Here is a 21,395-nt window from a genome sequence, read left to right on the forward strand (position 1 = left end):
TAGAGTGATTACTTTAACCAACTATTGGCGAATTTCATCATGAGCGAGCAAGTAGAAAACCTGTTAGGCGAAGCAAACTCTTTTGTTGAAGTGCTGGAGCACGTTTCAGGTTTGGCAAAATTGAATAAACCGGTATTGGTGATTGGCGAGCGCGGTACGGGTAAGGAACTGATTGCACATCGTTTGCATTACTTATCTGAACGCTGGCAAGGGCCATTTATTTCCCTTAACTGCGCCGCGCTCAATGAAAATCTGCTCGACTCAGAGCTGTTCGGCCACGAGGCAGGTGCCTTTACCGGCGCACAGAAACGCCATCTGGGGCGCTTTGAACGTGCCGATGGCGGGACATTATTTTTAGATGAACTGGCAACTGCGCCGATGCTGGTACAGGAAAAGTTATTGCGCGTAATTGAATACGGTCATCTGGAACGTGTCGGGGGGAGCCAACCGCTACAGGTCGATGTCCGCTTGGTGTGTGCTACTAATGATAATTTACCCGCGCTGGCCGCTGCCGGTAAATTTCGCGCCGACCTGCTCGACCGCCTCGCCTTTGATGTGGTGCAATTGCCACCGCTGCGTGAACGGCGGCAAGACATCATGTTGCTGGCAGAACATTTTGCCATGCAGATGTGCCGAGAGTTAAGTCTGCCGCTATTCCCCGGTTTTACCCCGCAAGCCAGAGATCAACTATTGGACTATCACTGGCCGGGCAACGTGCGAGAATTAAAAAATGTGGTGGAGCGCTCAGTTTACCGCCACGGGAATAGCGACCAATCGCTGGATAATATCATTATTAATCCTTTCGCACCCCGTCAGCTCCATGAAAACACAGCGCCACAAATGGCCGGCACTCACGTTACAGAGCTTCCTCAATTGCCTCTCGACCTAAAACAGTGGCTGCATAACAGTGAACAGCAAATGGTAGAACATGCATTAAAACAGGCTCGTTTTAATCAACGTAAAGCGGCGAGTTTACTCGGGCTAACCTACCATCAGTTACGGGGTATGTTAAAGAAACATGCTATTTTGACCAATGATGATGTTCAGTAATAATAGGTTAACTCACCACCAGTTCAGGCTCGCGCGGGTAAATATGCAAGTTTGGACTGACGGTTAATTGACACCTTCCAACCCTCGCAAATATTTATCCCTGACACAGGCATTGACTGGCAGCCCAATTAAATAAGCTGCTTGTGCAAAACTGGACAACCCCACGGCGGAATTACCGTGAGTTCTGTCCTCGGCAATGGCTCCATACCATTTATCATCTATTTTTACACTGATAGCATTAAATGCATTACCTGTCGGTTCGCCTGGCCGCCACATGATACTGGCATTATAACCTTGAATTGTTTTGTTATATACAATAGTACTCCCATCTGTTTTACATTGTTCTTGCAGATCACTCTGCGCATAGACAGCCCAAGACAATAAGGTAAAAAGCACTATTTTTAATTTCATACCCCCTCCAACTAAAATAGTTATTCCCCACTCAAAGAATGACAATAAACTTAAACATGCCCTTAGTTTTAATATTATTTAAAACAAGGTCACGCCTAAACTCAGTATGTTCCATGTCAACACCAAAACACGCACTCACCATAGGCCGGATACCGCTTCTCAACATCCACATCCGGACTAATTGGAGATTCGGTGCAGTGAAATAAGCACTTTGGTACGGCCTGTTGCTCGCACTGGAGCGCGTTTGCCTGAAACGGGAATTAGGTATCATCCCATTGGAATGAACAACTCCTTGCATTAAATGGTATTGTGTCACTGAACCTATCTGGTTCGGTTCTATTCTGCGATGTGCCATCCACTCTGATAAATGAGCGGAATAACGGATGATACGCAGGATCTCGCCATGTGGTTCCCGATTCTGTTGTAATAAGAAGAAATCCAGTGACTGGTTAGCACTGTATATATTATCCGTCGCTCGAATCTGATAAATATTAACTATCGGATTTGCTTCGCCATGCTCACTCATATGCATGAGTATCCGTTCAACATATTCATAAGCGAATCGTCGGTCTGATGTGGTCGAAATAAAGGCACTATCACCAAAATCACTTTCAGCACTACGGCAACTTCGCCCGCTAAGGTGATCTACTATGTCATCATTGGTTCCTGACGAATAAAAACCATTATTAAAAACCTCGTTATAATCGCGGGTATCAACACGCCAAACAATATCTGGTGGTTTGGCCCATCCATTAACACTTATCATAGTATGAAAGAGTAATAAGGTGAATAAATAGCATTTATTCATATTCATATCCCCCCGCGCAACATATTTTTCTTCTAATAAAACTCATAGAGAAATATAGCCTCTAACGCATTGATGCAATAGACCATATTTCCTTGCTACACATATGAAAGTTATAATTACCGTTAAATATGTCAGCGCACTGGGTTGAGATAAACCATATGGTTATTAGGCTTAATTAATGGCAGGCAAAAAAAAGCCAGCACCCGAGCTGGCTTAAAAAACACTGGAAGCAATGTGAGCAATGTCGTGCTTTCCTGTCAAAAGCCTAAAACTGCTGGCCTTATCCCGAAGAGCGAAGCAATGATAATAGTTATCAATAGCAGTTGTAAACACTTTTGTTGAGAATTTTTCTCATTACCACACTAAACTTGATGGAATTATGCTCATGGTGAGAAAGTAACAGCGCTGAATGACATTATGCCGAACCCCATTTCCTGCCAGACAAACAACTATTTGCTGCTTTATTCACCTTAATTGCTGCAACAAACAGCAGACGATGCAGTTGTTTTGTTCAATGGATTGGGGGGATTGCCAGATTACGGTACACTAAGCATATTGCTTACTTACTGCGAAAGCGTTTATGCGTAGTTTACTGATTTGGATGCTGTCGCTTGCTTGCCTGGCGACTCCTGCGCTGGCGCAACCTGCCCCAGTAGCACCGATTGTTCAACCACTGCCGGATATCCGTCAGCGCGGTTTTGTCTATTGCGTCAGCGGGATACTCAATACCTTTAACCCGCAAATGGCCAGCAGCGGGTTAACCATCGATACACTGGCAGCGCAACTTTATGACCGTTTGTTGGATGTGGACCCTTATACCTATCGGCTGATGCCGGAACTGGCAGAAGACTGGCAAGTATTGGATAACGGGGCCACCTACCGTTTTCATTTGCGTAAAGATGTGCCGTTCCAGGACACCGACTGGTTTACCCCAACCCGCATGATGAATGCCGATGACGTGGTTTTCAGTTTCCAGCGCGTGTTTGATTCACACCACCCTTACCATGATGTCAATGGCGGTGAGTACCCCTACTTTGATAGTTTACAATTTGCCGATGCGGTACAAAGTGTCAAAAAATTGGATGATTACACGGTAGAATTTAAGCTCAAAGCGCCAGATGCTTCATTCCTTTGGCACCTGGCCACCCACTATGCCCCGGTGCTCTCTGCTGAATATGCCGATGTTCTGACGCAAAAAGGCCAGCAGGCGCAGATTGATCGCCAACCGGTCGGAACCGGCCCTTTTATGCTGAATGAGTATCGCTCCGGGCAATATATCCGCCTGTTTCGTAATAGCAAATACTGGAAAGGGTTACCACGGATGCCGCAGGTGGTTATTGATTTAGGTGCAGGAGGGACGGGCCGTTTATCTAAACTGTTGACCGGTGAGTGTGATGTGCTGGCTTATCCGGCAGCTAGCCAATTGTCTATCTTACGTGATGACCCTCGTCTGCGCCTGACTCTGCGGCCAGGAATGAATGTGGCTTATCTGGCATTCAATACCCGTAAACCGCCGCTAAATGACCAAAAAGTCCGCCAGGCAATTGCCTTATCGATTAACAACCAACGATTAATGCAATCAATCTATTACGGCACCGCAGAAACCGCAGCATCGATTCTACCTCGCGCTTCATGGGCTTATGATAATCAGGCGCAGGTAACTGAATACAATCCAGAAAAAGCCAAAACAATCCTAAAAGAGTTGGGGCTAACGAAATTACAACTCAATTTATGGGTGCCTACTGCGTCGCAATCCTATAACCCCAGTCCATTGAAAACCGCTGAACTGATTCAAGCTGATTTGGCGCAAGTCGGTATTACAGTCAATATTGTGCCCGTGGAGGGGCGTTTCCAGGAAGCACGCTTGATGGAGATGAACCACGACCTGACATTATCGGGTTGGTCTACCGACAGTAACGATCCCGACAGTTTCTTCCGGCCATTATTAAGCTGTGCAGCAATTCGATCGCAAACAAACTATGCTCACTGGTGTGACCCACAGTTTGATGAGCTGCTGCAAAGAGCATTACGTTCTCAGCAACTATCAGCTCGTATTGAATATTATCAGCAGGCTCAGCGAATTCTGGATCAACAATTGCCGTTACTGCCATTAGCCTCGTCGTTGCGGTTGCAAGCATACCGTTATGATATTAAAGGCTTGGTACTAAGCCCGTTTGGTAACGCGTCTTTTGCCGGTGTATTCCGCGAGAGCGATGAGGGTAAAAAACCATGATTATCTTCACCCTGCGGCGTTTATTGCTGTTAGTGATAACCCTGTTTATGTTGTCACTGGTTAGCTTTAGTCTGAGCTATTTTACCCCCCACGCGCCACTCAATGGAGCCGCGCTGTTTGATGCTTACCGTTTCTATTTCAGCAGCTTGCTGCAATGGGATTTTGGGGTGTCCAGTATTAACGGCCAACCTATCAGCGAACAATTACGTGAAGCTTTCCCCGCCACGATGGAATTATGCGTACTGGCCTTTACTCTGGCGCTGTTTGTCGGAATTCCACTGGGCATTACCGCAGGCGCGATGCGCGGAAAATGGGCTGATATCGCCATCAGTTCGGTGGCATTGCTCGGTTTCTCGATACCGGTTTTCTGGCTGGCACTGCTACTGATGCTGTTCTTTTCACTGCATCTGGGCTGGCTACCGGTTTCAGGGCGGTTTGACCTGCTTTATCAGGTCAAACCGGTTACCGGGCTGGCACTGGTTGATGCCTGGCTGTCAACGTCACCGTATCGTAGAGAAATGATGATCAGTGCTCTGCAACATATGATTTTACCTATTACCGCTCTGGCGGTGGCCCCCACCACTGAAGTCATCCGCCTGATGCGCACCAGTACCGATGACGTAATTAGTCAGAATTACATCAAAGCAGCAGCCACCCGTGGTTTATCGCGATTGACGATTATTCGCCGCCATGTGTTGCATAACGCCTTGCCGCCCATCATTCCAAAATTGGGGTTGCAGTTCTCCACCATGCTAACACTGGCGATGATAACAGAGGTGGTGTTTAACTGGCCGGGGCTGGGCCGCTGGCTGATTAATGCTATTCGTCAACAAGATTACGCGGCTATTTCTGCCGGAGTGATGGTGGTCGGCTCACTGGTCATTGTCATTAACGTCCTGTCGGATATTATTGGCGCAATGATGACGCCGTTAAAGCACAAGGAATGGTATGCCCTTCGATAATGTCTACCGCGAAAAGAAAATGCCCAGCCCGCTGCTGTACACCTGGCGGCTTTTTTATTCTGATGGCCTGGCGATGGTGGGGTTCTACGGCGTCCTGACGTTGCTATTGCTGTGCCTGCTGGGGAGTACGCTGGCACCTTACGCACTCGATCAACAGTTTTTGGGCTACCAATTGCTGCCACCGTCTTGGTCGCGCTACGGTAATGTTTCGTTCTTCCTCGGTACTGACGACCTGGGCCGCGATATTTTAAGCCGCTTATTGGCCGGGGCCGCATCGACTTATGGTTCCGCACTGCTGGTCACCGTTGCCGCAGCATTATGTGGCGTGGTGCTTGGCGTATTTGCAGGTATCACCCACGGTTTTCGTTCAGCTATTCTTAATCATGTACTGGATACATTGCTCTCCATTCCGTCGCTGTTACTGGCCATTATTGTGGTCGCTTTTGTTGGCCCGAGTTTAGAACATGCGATGTTCGCAGTGTGGCTGGCATTGCTACCGCGCATGGTTCGTACCATTTATAGCGCAGTTCATGATGAGTTGGATAAAGAGTATGTCATTGCCGCCCGTTTGGATGGCGCGTCAACCCCGCATATTCTTGTCTACGCCATTTTGCCCAATATCGCCGCCGTGCTGGTGACCGAATTTACCCGTGCATTATCAATGGCAATTTTGGATATTGCCGCGTTGGGCTTTCTGGACTTGGGCGCGCAACTCCCCTCGCCAGAATGGGGAGCGATGCTGGGTGACTCGCTGGATTTAGTCTATGTCGCCCCCTGGACTGTGATGCTACCGGGTGGTGCAATTTTGGTCAGCGTGCTGTTGGTTAACCTGCTGGGTGATGGTATGCGCCGTGCTATTAATGCGGGGGTAGAGTAATGCCGTTACTTGATATTCGTAACCTCACCATTGAATTTATCACCGCCGAAGGGCCAGTTAAGGCCGTTGATCGTGTCAGTATGACGCTGACCGAAGGTGAAGTGCGTGGCTTAGTGGGCGAATCTGGATCAGGCAAGAGCCTGATTGCTAAAGCCATTTGTGGTGTCAGTAAAGATAACTGGCGTATCACCGCCGACCGTTTTCGTTTTGACGATATCGACTTACTGCAATTAACCCCACGCGAGCGGCGTAAGGTGATCGGCCATAATATTTCAATGATTTTTCAGGAGCCGCAATCCTGTCTGGACCCGTCAGAGAGCATAGGCGAGCAACTGATGCAGGCAATCCCCGGCTGGACTTATAAAGGCCGCTGGTGGCAGCGATTTCATTGGCGAAAACGCCGCGCAATAGAGTTACTGCACCGCGTGGGGATTAAAGACCACAACGATATTATGCGCAGTTATCCTTATGAGTTGACTGAAGGCGAATGCCAGAAGGTGATGATTGCCATCGCGCTGGCAAATCAGCCACGGTTACTTATCGCCGACGAACCAACTAACGCAATGGAACCAACCACTCAGGCTCAGATATTCCGCCTGTTGGCGCGGTTGAACCAGAATAATAACACTACGATTTTGCTGATCAGCCATGACTTGCAGATGATGAGCAAATGGGCAAATCGTGTGAATGTGCTGTATTGTGGCCAGACGGTAGAAAGTGCCGTTTGTGAAGAGCTGCTGGCTGCCCCCCATCACCCTTATACTCAGGCGCTGATTCGGGCAATGCCTGATTTTGGCCGTTCGCTGCCTCATAAAAGCCGCCTGAATACCTTACCAGGAGCCATTCCGTCACTGGAACATTTACCGATAGGTTGCCGCCTGGGGCCACGTTGCCCTTACGCGCAAAAGACCTGCATTGAAACCCCACGCTTGCGGCTGGTCAAAAACCACGCCTTTGCCTGTCATTTCCCCTTAAATCTGGAGGAGCAATAATGGCCGAGACGTTGCTTGAAGTCCGTAATCTGAGCAAAACCTTTCGCTACCGCACTGGTTTATTTCGCCGCCAGCATGTGGAGGCGGTAAAATCAGTGAGTTTTACCCTGCGTGAAGGCCAAACCCTGGCGGTGATTGGTGAAAATGGTTCGGGTAAATCCACATTGGCAAAAATGCTGTCGGGGATGATTGAGCCGACGGCCGGTGAGTTGCTAATTGACGATCATCGCCTGAATTATGGTGATTACGCCTATCGTAGCCAACGTATTCGTATGATTTTCCAGGATCCAAGTACCTCGCTAAACCCGCGCCAGCGTATCGGCCAACTGCTGGATGCGCCGCTTAAGCTTAATACGGATCTTGATGCCGGCGCGCGTGAGCTGCGCATCTATCAAACGCTGCGTCAGGTGGGGTTGTTGCCAGATCATGCTAATTACTACCCACATATGCTGGCATCGGGTCAAAAGCAGCGTGTGGCACTGGCGCGAGCCTTGATCCTGCAACCCAAAGTGATTGTGGCAGATGAAGCACTGGCGTCTTTGGATATGTCCATGCGCTCGCAAATCATTAATCTGATGCTGGAATTACAAGAAAAACACGGTATATCCTATATTTATGTCACCCAGCATCTGGGCATGATGAAACATATCAGCGATCAGGTCATTGTGATGCATGAAGGGGAAGTGGTGGAGCGTGGCAGCACCGCCGAAGTCCTGGCAGCCCCCCTGCATGACCTCACCAAGCGGCTGATCTCCAGTCACTTTGGCGAAGCGCTAACCGCAGATGCCTGGCGTCGGGATCACGGCCATTTTTAGCAAGGTGACGCTGCCAGCATGATTGCGCATAGCAAAATCACCTCCGGCAATCCGCGATCAGATGATCGCGGATTTTTATTTATCCGTACTCACTGTATAGCCCGATTTTGGCTAACGTAATAACATCTTTTATTATGGATAATAATATCATATTTATTTTAGTTATAAATATACGACAACCAAGATACGACATTCAGATGATTACACCTCAACCATACGGCAGTTAAATCTATATTTTCCTTTCAACCGCAAAGGACATGGCCTACCGGCCATCACAGTTCCATTTAATTACATATTTTATAAGAAATAAAATACAAAACACCATGACTTAACAGTGAGGATTACACTCAATAAACATCATTAGTTATCATATTAATGATCTATAAATTACGTTTAAATGGCATTATCAAAAGCCACGAAATGCATCATTTAATTAATTGGTAACTAAATTAATAATAATTAAGTTAATAAATATTCTATATCCTGTATGGTTGTCAGTTAAAATAAAGGCATTTTAAGTTCTCCGCGCCGGTTATCCCCCGACGCACTTAATTAACCTTATCAGGAAGTGAAATCGCTTATGAACATTAATAACCCGAATCCTGACAATCATACTCACCCTCTGGCTAATCAACTTGTCCGTAACCGTCTGGGTCAATGGCCTCATACCCCGGGTACTGAAACGACGTTGACAGTTAAATTTCTGTCCGCAGGCAAGGACCCGATGAATATCTGGCCCGAAGTAGAGAATCCAGGTCCTTTTACATCAGAAGAAATCCGCCTAACAAAAGCCGCGCTGAAAACCATTGAAGAAACAATAAATCTACGTTTCATTTTCGTTGAGGAAGGCCCTGCTCAAATCACATTTGGACAGTTTCAGCAGCTCACAAAAAAACAAACGCGCTTTAGCAGTCTCAGCGGCTATGCCGACCTCTATAGTGCGAATCCCAGCTTACATGGCTCGGATTACAAGAACGATGGCACTACCATCAATAGCGGTGATTTTTCAGGGCCGATACCTGTCTGGATAAGGTCTTCAGCCGCATTAGGAATAGAAAACTTACAAAAAAAACATTGCCCACGAGCTAGGCCATGCTTTGGGATTAGCACACCTGCCGCCATCACAAACAAATATTGACGGAAGTATTATGGGAGGGACCATGCTCCGTGAAGGCGCGTTCAATCAGCCCAATAATGGCTTTGGCGATGCGGACCTATTGGCTCTCAGAGAGATATATTCATCGGATCAAAACAAGCCGGTTGACCTCTATCACCGTGGCGCAGTGTACTATGATGAATCTTATGGTCACGCAAGTGTGACTCCGGCGGGAAGTGCGCAGTTTGGCACTAAAAATGTTAATAAAGAAAACCAAGTCATTCGGTTACGTAAGGGGATCACGCCAGATAACCTGCGCGTTGAATTGCAGACATCAACGCAAGCCATAAAACTGATATTTACCGATAATCCTGACGCCAGCTTAATAATAAACCCACTATCAGAACCTCTTATTCCCAATGGGGATATGGATTCGCGATTTAAAAGAATAAGATTAGCAAACAAACAAACGCTATTAATCGACGATCAACTGTATCACACGTTGAAAACAGGGAGGCAACCACAGTGGCAAGAAGCGCCTTCGCTGGCTAAGCAGACACAATTACAGCCAGATAGTCACGCAGGGTTAAGCGGTTATGAATTTTCTCTAACCGACAATCCAAAGGTTTCTGTTATTAACAATTTCAGTCTTAAAAACGATAGGCTGGCATTGCCTGAGTTAAAAGGACGTAAACTTCATATTTTGGAGAAAGGAAATAAACACCCACGCTCTCTGCGCAATGAAAACCACGTTATTTTTCGACAAAGAGAACTGATATCTTTAAATACCGAATATAACCTTAGCAAGATGGAGTTTGTATTAATTAATTTTGATAACAAAGGTTCCCCATCCAAGGTGTTTATTAATGTTGATCTTGGGGGGGAGTTTCCTGGTGAGTTGTATATGAGATTGCTTAGACAGGGCCATTTTTTCCTGAAACGCGAGGAGCTCCAGGAAATTTACGCCGGTTTGGGCGATTTGAACATGGAGATTCAAGAACCTGTAACCCAGCAGGTGATACCCTTACCAAGCGACGATATCCAAGCCTTATCGACGGCTATTTCCTCATTTCCACCGCCTCAATCTGAGGCCCAGAGTTTGCTGACCGACCAGCTTGTCGCGCTGGCAAACAATCGCTATCAAACAACATTTCCTGATACTCAGCCAAGGTGATCGCCAACGGTGGTAACTGACGTTAAAATTAGGGGCTATTTTAACTTTTTGCTACAGCCCCCAATAGGGTTTTTGGTGGGCTGATAACATGGCTATCATATGATCTGCCACACGAGTCTTTTCTTAGGCAAAAAATTTACATAATTATCTAACATTGCGTTCAATTAACCTGTCACCCCGCTCGCCTCTGTGGTTAACATCTTCCTTAATTTTGGATAATTTCAGATTTTTTCCTATAAGCACAACATTGGGTTGCTTATTCACATTGATATAACGACATTATCTATTTATGAAACAAATAGCAGGATATATCACTAAATAAAATTCGCCACACTTCCAATCAAAACAAAAATTCGCCAAACCACGAAAACATAAACGTTAATACTGCATAACATTTGTAACATGGCGATATCGGCCTGCCTTGGTTATATGTAACGACGTATTACAAAACACTTGTCACGCTGACAAAGATAGTGAACATTAACCGCCGCCAATCATCTTATAACAATGCAAAAGGATGCCATTCGCGCATTCACTTTTGTCTCTCCTGTCATTTATGACCGGTAGTGAAAAACAGAGGTCCCTGTGTCAACAGCAAACAACAATCAACAACCGCCTCACGGTGAGCAACTTGAAAGCATCAGTATGAATGCGTTCAAACAACCAAAAGCGTTCTACCTTATCTTCTCTATCGAGCTTTGGGAGCGCTTTGGTTATTACGGCCTGCAAGGGATCATGGCCGTCTATCTGGTAAAAATGCTCGGGATGAGCGAAGCCGATTCAATCACCTTATTCTCCTCCTTCAGCGCCCTGGTTTATGGCTTTGTTGCCATCGGCGGGTGGTTAGGGGATAAAGTGCTCGGCGCAAAACGTGTCATCGTACTCGGCGCGTTAACGCTGGCGGCGGGTTACGCCATGATAGCCTACTCCGGTCATGATATTTTCTGGGTTTATCTGGGTATGGCGACTATCGCCGTCGGTAATGGTTTGTTCAAAGCCAACCCCTCTTCCCTGCTGTCAACGTGTTATAACAAAGACGATCCGCGTTTGGACGGTGCATTCACCATGTACTATATGTCCGTCAATATCGGTTCGTTCTTCTCTATGCTGGCAACCCCGTGGTTAGCGGCCAAATATGGCTGGAGTGTGGCATTCTCCCTTAGCGTGGTGGGGATGCTAATCACGTTAGTCAACTTCTGGTTCTGCCGCAAATGGGTAAAAAACCAAGGTTCCAAACCTGACTTCGCACCATTACAGTTTAAAAAATTGCTGATGGTTCTGGTCGGCGTCGTGGCACTGGTCACGTTGTCGAGCTGGTTGCTGCACAATCAGATAGTGGCCCGCTGGGCATTGGCGCTGGTTTCTCTGGGTATTATCTTCATCTTTGCTAAAGAGACATTTTCTCTGCATGGCACTGCCCGCCGCCGAATGATTGTTGCATTCTTACTGATGTTGGAAGCGGTAGTATTCTTCGTGTTGTACAGCCAAATGCCGACTTCACTGAACTTCTTCGCTATCCATAACGTAGAACACTCCATCTTTGGCATTGCATTCGAACCAGAGCAATATCAGGCACTGAATCCATTCTGGATTATGGTTGCCAGCCCGATACTGGCTGCCATCTATAACAAGATGGGTGACCGCCTGCCAATGCCGCACAAATTTGCCTTCGGCATGGTTCTTTGCTCCGCGGCATTCCTGGTATTACCGTGGGGGGCAAGTTTCGCCAACGAACACGGTATCGTTTCGGTTAATTGGTTGATCTTGAGCTATGCGTTACAAAGTATCGGTGAGTTGATGATTTCGGGTCTGGGACTGGCAATGGTTGCTCAGTTAGTACCTCAGCGTCTGATGGGCTTTATCATGGGGTCATGGTTCCTGACTACCGCAGCGGCAGCGTTGATCGCCGGTAAAGTTGCGGCATTAACCGCCGTACCCAGTGATATCACTGATGCACATGCGTCATTAGCAATCTATAGCCATGTCTTTATGCAGATTGGGATCGTTACTGCCATTATCTCTGTATTAATGATGCTAATAGCACCAAAACTGTATCGTATGACATTGGCACCCAACGATCACAAAGATATCACCCCCGTAACTACCGCCTAATTAGCGGCTGAGTTGAAAGCGCCCTTTCGAGGGCGTTTTTTTTCAAATGAAACCCGGCAAGATTGATTTATCAGACCATACCGCTAACTGATAACCGTCTGGATCGGTAAAGTGGAAACGACGCCCTCCAGGGAAAGAGAACGTCGGCAGCACAATGGTAGCACCCGCCTGTTCCAGCCGTTGCTGTGTTTGCTCCAAATCATCCGCATACAAAATAATTAGCGGCCCGCCGTTGGGGTGAATCTCACTCACCTGGCTGAAACCGCCCGTCAATCGGCCATCAGTAAACTCACAATACTCCGCCCCATAATCGGTAAAACACCAGTTAAAACGGCACCATAAAACGCTTTCGAACGCGCAATATCGCTGACAGCAAACTCGATATTATCGATCTGACGATCACTCCCCTGAACACCCATTGCGTGCTCCTATATATATTAATTAAGTCACTTGCTTATCATAAACATTTACTCACGTTCAGGGTATCACTCACTTTATCAGTGATACTTTCATCACATTATTAGCGCGCAAAAAATAAACTATACTGAGATCAGAACGCAGTATGTTAATTCGCATCCTGATGAACTATGAGGGTGTAATCCGTCCGTTATTGACGGTCAGTCGCGGGTTAAGAGGTGGCTTATGATCAACCATGTTTGGGGACTGCTGACACATCCGAGCCAAGAACTGCAACAAATCAAACGTGAAGGTGAAAGTATTCAGCACCTCTATGCACATCACGTCCTGCTGCTGGCCGCCATTCCAGTGATTTGCGCATTTATCGGTACAACGCAGGTAGGTTGGAACTTTGGTGAAGGCCGGGTAATCAAACTAGCCCCCATGACCGCACTCTACTGTGCAATTATTTTTTATATTTTAATACTGGCTGCCGTGGCCCTAATGGGGCGGGTAATTTACTGGATGGCCCGCCGCTATGAAAACCGCCCCAGTTGGCAAAGTTGCACCCGATTTGCCGGTTATGCCGCCACACCCATGTTTCTGGGCGGCGTTGTCGCACTCTACCCGATGATCTGGCTGTGCTTACTGGTCGGGATTGTCGCACTGTGCTATACCGGTTATTTGATGTATTTAGGTATCCCAACATTCCTAAATATCGATAGGCAGGAGGGATTTATCTTTTCCGGGTCTACTTTTGCTATTGGTGTCTTGGTGCTGGAATTCCTCCTCGGCCTGACTGTGCTATTGTGGGGCTATGGTGTGCGATTATTGTGACGCCATTAGCTTATCTGCTCTTTCTGCACGCCGCTCTCGTGGTCATTTACCAGGAGCGGCTGCGCTTACTGGGTTCAATCGCGGTTTATTATCGCAACACCGAGCCATTAACAGGCTTTTATGGTGATTAATGTCGTCTGGATCGCAATCTCTTACATATCCACTTAAGATAAAGTTGTACACTGAGTAGGACTGAGGCAAACAAGGCGAAAAAAATAGAAAAAGCTGACATTAAAAGATATGACCGAAAGTGAGCAACGTGACGTCAAAACCCAACTCGACAGAGCAAGAATTAATTTAGGACGTGCATTAACCAACTCAGAACAAAATAAAGTCAAAGACGAAGCAATAGAAAAAGTCATGAACGCCCGTGAACAAATCGCCAAGTTAACCCGCGTTGAGAAAAAAACTAAAAAAACGGCCCCAAGTATGACGACTTTTAGCTGGTCAGCCTCGATCAGCACACGCCCACCACGGTAATCACTTTCTACTGCCAGATAATAACTGTCATAGAAATCCCTACAGCGGAGGCCAATGCCTTCGTTGTAGGGTAATTAGCAAAATTGAATAAACTAATACAGCTAAAACCAGCAAAATACCCATCCTCGCACAATTATATTACGTCACTAGCTGCATTTTCCTCTTGTCTGCCTTAGGATTAAGGAAGCTTTTTTCTTTCAGTGCTCTATTAAGGAGTTTGCGATGAAACTGTTCTATAAACCCAATGCCTGTTCTCTGTCTCCCCATATTATATTACGTGAAGCAGGGTTAGACTTCAGTATTGAAAGCGTTGACCTGGCCAGTAAAATTACTGAGACGGGTAAAAACTATTTGAGCATCAACCCTAAAGGGCAAGTTCCCGCATTGGTACTTGATGACGGCAGTTTACTGACCGAAGGTGTTGCTATCGTGCAATATCTGGCAGACATTGTGCCAGATCGCCATTTGATCGCACCATCGGGCACCCTTGCTCGCTACCATGCCATTGAATGGTTAAACTTCGTTGCCACTGAATTACACAAAGGCTTCAGCCCGCTGTTTAACCCGAAAACACCTGAAGAATATAAAATCATTGCGCGTGAACGCCTGAATAATCAATTCAGCTATGTTGACAGTGTATTAGCACAGCATGATTATCTGTTGGGCAAAAAATTCAGTGTGGCTGATGCTTATTTATTTACCGTAACTCGTTGGGCCACAGCACTTAATGTTGAAATAACAGCACGCAGCCATTTAGATCAATATATGGTACGTGTTGCTGAACGCCCGGCAGTTAAAGCCGCGCTAGCCGCAGAAGAGATAAAAAAATAAGATTGATTATAGTGCCCCCTCAATAGGGGCACTGTTAAGCCAGTTGGGGTAAATGCACGCAGCTACCCTCTGGCGCTTCAAGTACGAAGGGGATTGGCAATAAAATGGCTGGCAGGATTAACAATGGCATCCTGAGCCGCCACAATCTGAAGTTCATACTCACCCATCTCTTGGGTTTTCAGCATCACTTCATACACCGCAGCCGTGACATGCTCAAGCGCTTTATCCAATGGCTCGCCCTTTAGCAAATTCACCAGCAATAAACCACTGGTGAGATCACCAACACCAACCGGTTGACGCGCACCAAAATCCACCAGCGGGCGGCTAATGTGCCAGGCCTCATCAGCGGTAACCAATAACATTTCAAAGCAATCGGCGTGATAACCGGCGCGGCTCAAATGCTTAACCAGCACGACTTTCGGCCCTTTGGCACAAAGCTCACGAGCGACCTTAACCGCCTGCTCGACATTCACCACCCGCCCACCGCTGAGTTGCTCCAGTTCAAGCAAGTTAGGTGCAATGATATCACTGGCCGGCAGTGCTTCCTGGCAGAAAAACTCCGCCACACCTGGCGCGACGATACAGCCCTTTTCAGGGTGCCCCATCACCGGATCGCAAAAATACCAGGCATTGGGATTAGCTTGTTTAACCCGCGCCACCGCGGCCAGTATATGACCACCTTGTTCAGGTGAACCGATATAACCACTTAGCACCGCATCACAATCTTTCAACCGGTCGATATCGGCAATGCCTTGCACGATTTCAGTCAAATGGCTGGCGGGCATTACACAACCGGCCCAGTGACCATATTGCGTATGATTGGAAAACTGGACAGTATTCAGCGGCCAAACATTGACACCCATCCGGCGCATAGGAAATTCAGCGGCACTATTGCCAGCATGGCCAAAAACAACGTGAGACTGAATCGAAAGTATATTTTTCATTGGTACGGCCTAAAGTTAGCCCATAAAAAATACCCGTCATCTTCCAAATTGCGCCTGCCTGCAAATTGAAATCCAGGGGTATATAACACATTAGCCAAAAAATAAGGGACATCTCTGCCCCTTATCTTATCTTTTTCTTATAGCCAGCTAATCAGGCAATAATGTTTTTTACCGCGACGCAGTAAGGTGTAGCGCCCAAACAGGCGATCAGCATCAGTAAAGATGTATTCAGGATCAGCCTGTTTCTCACCATTAAGCGCCACCGCATTAGAGCTAATCATGGTGCGTGCCTGCCCACGAGATGGCACCAGTTCAGCGTTAACCAGCGCCTGTTGCAAATCCGCATCACGGCTCAACTCAACGGTTGGCATACCGTCTTGCGCCAACTGTGCAAAATCAGCTTCCGTCATTTCATTCAAATCGCCAGAAAATAAACTGGCAGTGATACGTTTAGCGGCCGCCAGACCATCCACACCATGCACCATACCGGTGACATTCTCGGCCAATACGTATTGTGCGCGAGGGGCTTTACCGCTGTTTTTATCTTCGTCTTCCAGTGCGTTAATCTCTTCCAGGCTCATGAAAGTAAAGAACTTCAGGAAGCGGTAAACGTCAGCATCGGCGGTATTGATCCAGAACTGGTAGAATTTGTATGGGCTGGTTTTCTTCGGATCAAGCCAGACTGCGCCACCTTCGGTCTTACCGAACTTGGTGCCGTCAGCTTTGGTGATTAATGGCACGGTCAAGCCGTAAACCTGCTGTTGATGCAGACGGCGGGTCAAATCAATACCTGAGGTAATATTACCCCATTGGTCAGATCCACCGATTTGCAGCGCCACACCGTGCGCTTTATTCAGGCAGGCAAAATCATACGCTTGCAACAGATTGTAGGAAAATTCAGTGAATGAAATACCACTGTCATCACGATTCAGGCGCTGTTTTACCGCTTCTTTGTTAATCATCTGATTCACAGAGAAGTGTTTACCGATATCACGCAGGAAGGTCAGCACATTCATGCCACCAAACCAGTCGTAGTTATTGGCCGCAATCGCGCTATTGTCACCGCAGTCAAAATCGAGGAAAGGTGAAACCTGACGGCGGATCTTCTCAACCCATTCATTTACCGTATCTTCAGTATTTAGCTTACGTTCACTGGCTTTAAAGCTCGGATCACCAATCATACCGGTGGCCCCGCCCACCAGAGCAACCGGGCGATGCCCTGCCAACTGGAAACGCTTTAGGCATAACAACGGAACCAGATGACCCAAATGCAAGCTGTCTGCGGTAGGATCGAAACCGCAATACAGTGAAATTGGCCCTTGCGCCAGTCTCTCTGCTAACGCGTCTTCATCCGTAACCTGGGCAACGAGGCCCCGCTCTTGCAATTGTTTAATCAGGTTGCTGCTGGTCATCAACGACTCCATTGTCTTTTACAAAAATTTGTTTTTTACAAAAATTGCCTTCTTTAGCATAAACAGGATATATACCTAAAGAACTTGGCATTGCAAGCAGGCGGCAAGCGAACAAATCCCGATAAGTCTATTCATTTTAAGGTCAATGACCTGTAAGTGACTTGGGTAAATGAACGTGGCGAACACCCCTGCGGCTTCAAGTACGAAGGGTATAGAATAAAGCGCCCGCCCAACGAGCGCTAGGTTTAACCACAATTATTTCATCGTTCTCAAGGGGCTAAACGGTCAATTTCCCACCCATTGGCTTCCCGTTGATAAATAAAGCGGTCATGCAGACGGTGTTCGCCTCCTTGCCAGAACTCAACTGAATCAAATTTCACGCGAAACCCGCCCCAAAAATTGGGTAATGGCACCTCGCCATGCTGGAACTTTTGCTTCAACTCCAGGAATTTACTTTCCAGTACGCCACGGGCCGAGATTCGAGTGGATTGCTGCGAAACCCAAGCCCCTATCTGGCTGTCTTTTGGACGGGAACTGAAATACTTCAGCACCTCTAGCGTAGAAAGTCGTTCAGCTTTGCCGAGAAAAATCACTTGCCGGTCTAACATATGCCAAGGGAATAGCAAACTGATATGGGGGTTTTCAGCCAGTTGCTGCGCTTTGCGGCTCCCCAAATTGGTATAGAACACCAACCCCTGCTCATCATAGTGTTTCAGCAGGACAATGCGCTGATAAGGCTGACCGCTGGCATCAACCGTGGCCACACACATGGCTGTTGGGTCCGGCAAGCGTGCCTCACACGCCTGCTTTAGCCAACGCTCAAATAATTCCAATGGATTCTCGCTTAAATCACTGCGACGCAGACCACCACGAATATATTCACGACGCAAATCCGCCACATCAAATTCATTACTCTCAGTCATATAAGGCTCTATCCCGCGCAGGAAAACAGTGATTACCATTCTGCCCTTGCCGCAGTAGAATCACAATCATCCTACGCCAGCAATAGCCCTATTACTTGATCAGAACACAGTCATTGATAATGATTTTCTCATCACGCTCAATAAATGCACCGTTGCCTTTCGACCAGAAAGTATAATGGCCGTCACTGTATTTGGTGCCCGATGCTGCGCGTACCTGCGGCAACGTTAGCTGTTCACCGTTCATCACCAAACTGACCTTATCCTGCCGATTGTCTTGCATAACCGTCAGCTTGGTGGTGCCGCACTGGTAATGCAACGTTTCGTTTTTAGGTTGTACCATGCTGCATCCTGCCAGCATCAATACGGCTGTTGCTGCCAACCCTGATGTTAAAAACCATAAATGTTTCATTTGTGTCGCCCTCTTTGTTGAATAAGCCGCTGTGTCCAGGGCAGCTTAACACCCTCACCGTGGCGATACAGGATAGACTGCGCCTAAAATGGTTTCGCAACTGGCACCGGTAACAGAGGGTAAATTACCGGATTTACCCGATAACGTGCGAAATGCTAGCCAGGCAAATGCCAGTGCCTCCATGTCGTCGCCACTGACGCCAAAGTCATCGGTGACGCTCACTTCGGTTCCCGGCAATAAAGCTGACATCCGCGCCATCACCAACGTGTTACGCGCCCCACCACCACACACCAAAAGCCGCTCACAACCCCCAGCCAACAGCACCTGTTCTGCGATTGAAAACGCCGTCAATTCAGCCAATGTCGCCTGCACATCCTCAGCGGCCAGCCCTGGGATTTTAGCCAATTGCTTGTCTAGCCAACCGGCATTGAAGTATTCGCGCCCGGTGCTCTTCGGCGCGGGTTTGGCAAAGTAGGGATCGCTAAGCATGAGATCAAGTAAGGGTTGATGGACTTTCCCGGTATTCGCCCAATGCGCGTCTTTATCATAAGGTAAAGAACGATTACGCCAGATCCAAGTATCCATCAACATATTACCGGGGCCGGTATCAAAACCACGAATAGGTAAACCCGGTAGCAGCAGCGATAAATTAGCAATACCACCAATATTCAATACCATCCGTTTCTCTGTCGCATGAGCGAGCAACGCATGGTGAAATGCTGGCACCAGTGGCGCGCCCTGCCCTCCGTAGGCCATATCGCGGCGGCGAAAATCACCCACAGTCGTAATATTGGTCATGGCGGCAATACGGTTGTTATCGCCCAATTGCATGGTGAAAGCAGGCTCGCCCAACGGCTCATGCCAAACCGTTTGACCATGACACCCAATCGCGGTGATGTCCTGCGCCGTCAGCCCTGCTTGAGCGAGCAACGCTAGCACCGCCTCGCCAAATAACCTCCCCAGTTCGGCATCAAGCCGCCCCACGGCTGACAACGTCGTAGCCTGACCCTGACACATAGCCAGAATGTCTTTTTTCAGCTTTAACGGCATGGGGTGACTATAGCTGGCTTGCTGCGCCACCATTCGCTCATCAATGGCTGCCAGCACGACATCCACACCATCCAAACTGGTTCCTGACATAACCCCAATAAAACGGCCTGATTTCATAGCAATGACCCTATTTCCCCATTGAGGAATAAAATAGCAGTAAGACGTCCCGATACTGGGCGAAATAATAAAATTAACGCCATGAAAAGATATACTTTTTTAAGTGTATACCGCCATAAGGTGATGTCCGAAACTCTGTTTTTTATTTGTCGGGATGGTCACATAAAAGTCACTAATGCTTACAGTATTCGTTATGGCAGTAATATTTCTTACTTTAAGAAAGTTAAACAGCCGTTTAATATTGGTTGAAGCATAAAGCGCTAAGCTGCATGTCTGTCAGCGTTAGTCGAAAAAACGCGCAGATACCTACATTAAGTAAGTAGTGAAATAAACACTTGGGTAAGCCATACTTTGTGTAAATACAGGGCCTTTAATGGGCTGGATTTGGATGTTCTTGGGATACTGACCGTAATACGGTTATGCATTTTTAATAGGAGTTTTTATGATTAAGCCATTAATTGCCGTTGCTATCGTTGCAGTAACACTGACCGGTTGTACTAATAACAATACCCTGTCAGGCGATGTGTTTAGCGCATCTCAAGCTAAGCAAGTACAAACCGTGACTTACGGCACCCTCGTTTCTGTTCGTCCGGTGACGATTCAAGGCGGCGATGAAAATAATATCGTGGGGGCTATCGGTGGCGCAGTATTAGGTGGGTTCCTCGGTAATACCGTCGGTGGCGGCACTGGCCGTAGCCTGGCGACCGCAGCCGGTGCTGTGGCAGGTGGTATGGCAGGGCAAGGGGTTCAGGGGGCAATCAACCGCACTGACGGCGTGCAACTGGAAGTCCGCAAAGATGATGGCACCACTATTCTGGTTGTGCAAAAACAAGGTTCAACCCGCTTCAGCGTTGGTCAGCGTGTCATGTTAGCCAGCAGTGGCAGCACCGTGACAGTCAGCCCACGCTAACAGTCAGAGAAAGACAAGCCGGGGTTCATTGCAAACCTCGGCTTGCTTCTCTTTCGTGCCAATAATGCTATTTCTTTCGCTGTGAATATAATCTTAAAACGTTATAGTTTACTTGCTTTGTAATTGAATAATATTTTTCTCAAGCTTATCAATCAGGCCAGACAGCATTTTAATCTCATCGGTTGAAATTCCACCAAGAATTTCTTTACGGGTTGAGCATATAACACAATCAACCTCCTCTATTATTGGTGAAGATTCCTCCGTCAGTTTTATCCTTTTCGCGCGGCGATCATTAGCACAGGTATGCCGCGTGATTAGCCCCTTCTCCTCCAGTTGATCTAAGGTTCTAACCAATGATGGTTGTTCGATACCAATCGCTTTTGCCAGTTGAATTTGTGATTGCTCAGGTGGCAAACGATGAATGTTATGCAAAGTAACCCAATGCGTTTGGGTCAGCTCCAGCGGTTTCAACCGCTGGTCGATTAATGCGCGCCAAACGCGAACTAATCGTGCTAAATCAGATCCTAATGTCGATTCCAATTGCCCCTCCTTTTAA

At 47.3% G+C, this 21,395-nt stretch carries 21 protein-coding genes and 1 pseudogene; 13 read left to right on the forward strand and 9 right to left on the reverse strand.

The window, feature by feature from the left end; genetic code table 11:
* Nucleotides 1–39 precede the first annotated feature (39 nt).
* Nucleotides 40–1,050: a phage shock protein operon transcriptional activator gene (gene pspF / locus YALDO0001_RS04090; RefSeq protein WP_004700176.1), complete on the forward strand. Its 1,011-nt coding sequence runs from the start codon at nucleotides 40–42 to the stop codon at nucleotides 1,048–1,050.
* Nucleotides 1,051–1,113: 63 nt separating this feature from the next.
* Here pspF and YALDO0001_RS04095 read toward each other — a convergent pair whose 3' ends face one another.
* Together YALDO0001_RS04095 and ytxA are read right to left on the reverse strand one after the other, a co-directional pair.
* Nucleotides 1,114–1,461 carry a hypothetical protein gene (locus YALDO0001_RS04095; protein WP_004700178.1) on the reverse strand — a complete coding sequence of 116 codons (348 nt, stop codon included), beginning with the start codon at nucleotides 1,459–1,461 and terminating at the stop codon, nucleotides 1,114–1,116.
* A gap of 31 nt (nucleotides 1,462–1,492) precedes the next feature.
* Nucleotides 1,493–2,275 (reverse strand): putative AB5 enterotoxin ADP-ribosylating subunit YtxA, encoded by a 783-nt coding sequence (gene ytxA, locus YALDO0001_RS04100; RefSeq protein WP_004700179.1) that lies wholly within the window; start codon nucleotides 2,273–2,275, stop codon nucleotides 1,493–1,495.
* A gap of 574 nt (nucleotides 2,276–2,849) precedes the next feature.
* Between ytxA and sapA the strand changes: the two genes are divergently transcribed.
* The 8 genes from sapA to dtpA all read left to right on the forward strand — a co-directional run bounded on the left by sapA (nucleotide 2,850) and on the right by dtpA (nucleotide 12,530).
* Nucleotides 2,850–4,502: an ABC transporter substrate-binding protein SapA gene (sapA, locus tag YALDO0001_RS04105; RefSeq protein WP_004700182.1), complete on the forward strand. Its 1,653-nt coding sequence runs from the start codon at nucleotides 2,850–2,852 to the stop codon at nucleotides 4,500–4,502.
* On the forward strand, nucleotides 4,499–5,464 hold the full coding sequence (sapB, locus tag YALDO0001_RS04110; RefSeq protein WP_042545806.1) for a putrescine export ABC transporter permease SapB: 966 nt from the start codon (nucleotides 4,499–4,501) through the stop codon (nucleotides 5,462–5,464). The genes sapA and sapB overlap by 4 nt, the downstream gene beginning before the upstream one ends.
* A complete protein-coding gene (gene sapC, locus YALDO0001_RS04115) occupies nucleotides 5,451–6,341 on the forward strand; it encodes a putrescine export ABC transporter permease SapC (protein ID WP_042839392.1) in 891 nt (296 codons plus the stop codon). The genes sapB and sapC overlap by 14 nt, the downstream gene beginning before the upstream one ends.
* On the forward strand, nucleotides 6,341–7,333 hold the full coding sequence (gene sapD / locus YALDO0001_RS04120; RefSeq protein WP_004700185.1) for a putrescine export ABC transporter ATP-binding protein SapD: 993 nt from the start codon (nucleotides 6,341–6,343) through the stop codon (nucleotides 7,331–7,333). The genes sapC and sapD overlap by 1 nt, the downstream gene beginning before the upstream one ends.
* Complete coding sequence (sapF, locus tag YALDO0001_RS04125) at nucleotides 7,333–8,148, forward strand: putrescine export ABC transporter ATP-binding protein SapF (protein WP_042839393.1); 816 nt, start codon at nucleotides 7,333–7,335, stop codon at nucleotides 8,146–8,148. The genes sapD and sapF overlap by 1 nt, the downstream gene beginning before the upstream one ends.
* Before the next feature lie 580 nt (nucleotides 8,149–8,728).
* Nucleotides 8,729–9,286 (forward strand): hypothetical protein, encoded by a 558-nt coding sequence (locus YALDO0001_RS04130; protein ID WP_042839394.1) that lies wholly within the window; start codon nucleotides 8,729–8,731, stop codon nucleotides 9,284–9,286.
* Between the two features lie 22 nt (nucleotides 9,287–9,308).
* Nucleotides 9,309–10,418, forward strand: coding sequence for a hypothetical protein (locus tag YALDO0001_RS04135; RefSeq protein ID WP_157131998.1), 1,110 nt, complete (start codon nucleotides 9,309–9,311; stop codon nucleotides 10,416–10,418).
* 585 nt (nucleotides 10,419–11,003) lie between these two features.
* Nucleotides 11,004–12,530 (forward strand): dipeptide/tripeptide permease DtpA, encoded by a 1,527-nt coding sequence (gene dtpA, locus YALDO0001_RS04140; RefSeq protein ID WP_004700189.1) that lies wholly within the window; start codon nucleotides 11,004–11,006, stop codon nucleotides 12,528–12,530.
* Between the two features lie 42 nt (nucleotides 12,531–12,572).
* On the opposite strand, the pseudogene YALDO0001_RS22325 reads toward dtpA, so the two are convergent.
* A pseudogene (locus YALDO0001_RS22325) lies at nucleotides 12,573–12,949 on the reverse strand (VOC family protein).
* A 223-nt stretch (nucleotides 12,950–13,172) separates the two neighbouring features.
* On the opposite strand from YALDO0001_RS22325, the gene YALDO0001_RS04150 reads away from it, so the two are divergent.
* The 3 genes from YALDO0001_RS04150 (at nucleotide 13,173) to gstA (ending at nucleotide 15,074) form a co-directional block, all read left to right on the forward strand.
* A complete protein-coding gene (locus YALDO0001_RS04150; protein WP_004700195.1) occupies nucleotides 13,173–13,763 on the forward strand; it encodes a Yip1 family protein in 591 nt (196 codons plus the stop codon).
* Nucleotides 13,764–13,988: 225 nt separating this feature from the next.
* Nucleotides 13,989–14,243: a YjbD family protein gene (locus YALDO0001_RS04155; RefSeq protein WP_289844112.1), complete on the forward strand. Its 255-nt coding sequence runs from the start codon at nucleotides 13,989–13,991 to the stop codon at nucleotides 14,241–14,243.
* Between the two features lie 222 nt (nucleotides 14,244–14,465).
* Nucleotides 14,466–15,074, forward strand: coding sequence for a glutathione transferase GstA (gene gstA, locus YALDO0001_RS04160; protein ID WP_004700198.1), 609 nt, complete (start codon nucleotides 14,466–14,468; stop codon nucleotides 15,072–15,074).
* A 77-nt stretch (nucleotides 15,075–15,151) separates the two neighbouring features.
* Here the strand turns inward: gstA and pdxY are convergent, their stop codons facing one another.
* The 5 genes from pdxY to anmK all read right to left on the reverse strand — a co-directional run bounded on the left by pdxY (nucleotide 15,152) and on the right by anmK (nucleotide 19,929).
* Nucleotides 15,152–16,018, reverse strand: a complete 867-nt coding sequence (pdxY, locus tag YALDO0001_RS04165; RefSeq protein ID WP_004700199.1) for a pyridoxal kinase PdxY — start codon at nucleotides 16,016–16,018, stop codon at nucleotides 15,152–15,154.
* A 137-nt stretch (nucleotides 16,019–16,155) separates the two neighbouring features.
* Nucleotides 16,156–17,430 carry a tyrosine--tRNA ligase gene (gene tyrS, locus YALDO0001_RS04170; RefSeq protein ID WP_042839395.1) on the reverse strand — a complete coding sequence of 425 codons (1,275 nt, stop codon included), beginning with the start codon at nucleotides 17,428–17,430 and terminating at the stop codon, nucleotides 16,156–16,158.
* Nucleotides 17,431–17,699: 269 nt separating this feature from the next.
* On the reverse strand, nucleotides 17,700–18,353 hold the full coding sequence (gene pdxH / locus YALDO0001_RS04175) for a pyridoxamine 5'-phosphate oxidase (protein ID WP_042839421.1): 654 nt from the start codon (nucleotides 18,351–18,353) through the stop codon (nucleotides 17,700–17,702).
* Nucleotides 18,354–18,444: 91 nt separating this feature from the next.
* Entirely contained in the window at nucleotides 18,445–18,762 is a 318-nt protein-coding gene (locus YALDO0001_RS04180) for an MliC family protein (RefSeq protein WP_004700206.1), read from the reverse strand.
* Between the two features lie 54 nt (nucleotides 18,763–18,816).
* Nucleotides 18,817–19,929: an anhydro-N-acetylmuramic acid kinase gene (anmK, locus tag YALDO0001_RS04185; protein WP_004700207.1), complete on the reverse strand. Its 1,113-nt coding sequence runs from the start codon at nucleotides 19,927–19,929 to the stop codon at nucleotides 18,817–18,819.
* A gap of 442 nt (nucleotides 19,930–20,371) precedes the next feature.
* Here anmK and YALDO0001_RS04190 point away from each other — a divergent pair, with 442 nt between their 5' ends.
* Nucleotides 20,372–20,839: an outer membrane lipoprotein gene (locus YALDO0001_RS04190; protein ID WP_004700211.1), complete on the forward strand. Its 468-nt coding sequence runs from the start codon at nucleotides 20,372–20,374 to the stop codon at nucleotides 20,837–20,839.
* Between the two features lie 108 nt (nucleotides 20,840–20,947).
* Here the strand turns inward: YALDO0001_RS04190 and slyA are convergent, their stop codons facing one another.
* Entirely contained in the window at nucleotides 20,948–21,379 is a 432-nt protein-coding gene (gene slyA, locus YALDO0001_RS04195; protein ID WP_004700212.1) for a transcriptional regulator SlyA, read from the reverse strand.
* Nucleotides 21,380–21,395 lie beyond the last annotated feature (16 nt).

Source organism: Yersinia aldovae ATCC 35236, from assembly GCF_000173735.1.
Classification (GTDB): domain Bacteria; phylum Pseudomonadota; class Gammaproteobacteria; order Enterobacterales; family Enterobacteriaceae; genus Yersinia; species Yersinia aldovae.

Coding starts and splice junctions, on each gene's coding strand:
- gstA (WP_004700198.1), top strand. CDS start 14,466: ATGAAACTGTTCTATAAACCCAATGCCTGTTCTCTGTCTCCCCATATT.
- pdxY (WP_004700199.1), bottom strand. CDS start 16,018: ATGAAAAATATACTTTCGATTCAGTCTCACGTTGTTTTTGGCCATGCT.
- YALDO0001_RS04135 (WP_157131998.1), top strand. CDS start 9,309: ATGCTCCGTGAAGGCGCGTTCAATCAGCCCAATAATGGCTTTGGCGAT.
- anmK (WP_004700207.1), bottom strand. CDS start 19,929: ATGAAATCAGGCCGTTTTATTGGGGTTATGTCAGGAACCAGTTTGGAT.
- YALDO0001_RS04180 (WP_004700206.1), bottom strand. CDS start 18,762: ATGAAACATTTATGGTTTTTAACATCAGGGTTGGCAGCAACAGCCGTA.
- sapD (WP_004700185.1), top strand. CDS start 6,341: ATGCCGTTACTTGATATTCGTAACCTCACCATTGAATTTATCACCGCC.
- pspF (WP_004700176.1), top strand. CDS start 40: ATGAGCGAGCAAGTAGAAAACCTGTTAGGCGAAGCAAACTCTTTTGTT.
- sapF (WP_042839393.1), top strand. CDS start 7,333: ATGGCCGAGACGTTGCTTGAAGTCCGTAATCTGAGCAAAACCTTTCGC.
- sapB (WP_042545806.1), top strand. CDS start 4,499: ATGATTATCTTCACCCTGCGGCGTTTATTGCTGTTAGTGATAACCCTG.
- ytxA (WP_004700179.1), bottom strand. CDS start 2,275: ATGAATATGAATAAATGCTATTTATTCACCTTATTACTCTTTCATACT.
- YALDO0001_RS04095 (WP_004700178.1), bottom strand. CDS start 1,461: ATGAAATTAAAAATAGTGCTTTTTACCTTATTGTCTTGGGCTGTCTAT.
- pdxH (WP_042839421.1), bottom strand. CDS start 18,353: ATGACTGAGAGTAATGAATTTGATGTGGCGGATTTGCGTCGTGAATAT.
- YALDO0001_RS04190 (WP_004700211.1), top strand. CDS start 20,372: ATGATTAAGCCATTAATTGCCGTTGCTATCGTTGCAGTAACACTGACC.
- tyrS (WP_042839395.1), bottom strand. CDS start 17,430: ATGACCAGCAGCAACCTGATTAAACAATTGCAAGAGCGGGGCCTCGTT.
- sapC (WP_042839392.1), top strand. CDS start 5,451: ATGCCCTTCGATAATGTCTACCGCGAAAAGAAAATGCCCAGCCCGCTG.
- YALDO0001_RS04150 (WP_004700195.1), top strand. CDS start 13,173: ATGATCAACCATGTTTGGGGACTGCTGACACATCCGAGCCAAGAACTG.
- YALDO0001_RS04130 (WP_042839394.1), top strand. CDS start 8,729: ATGAACATTAATAACCCGAATCCTGACAATCATACTCACCCTCTGGCT.
- sapA (WP_004700182.1), top strand. CDS start 2,850: ATGCGTAGTTTACTGATTTGGATGCTGTCGCTTGCTTGCCTGGCGACT.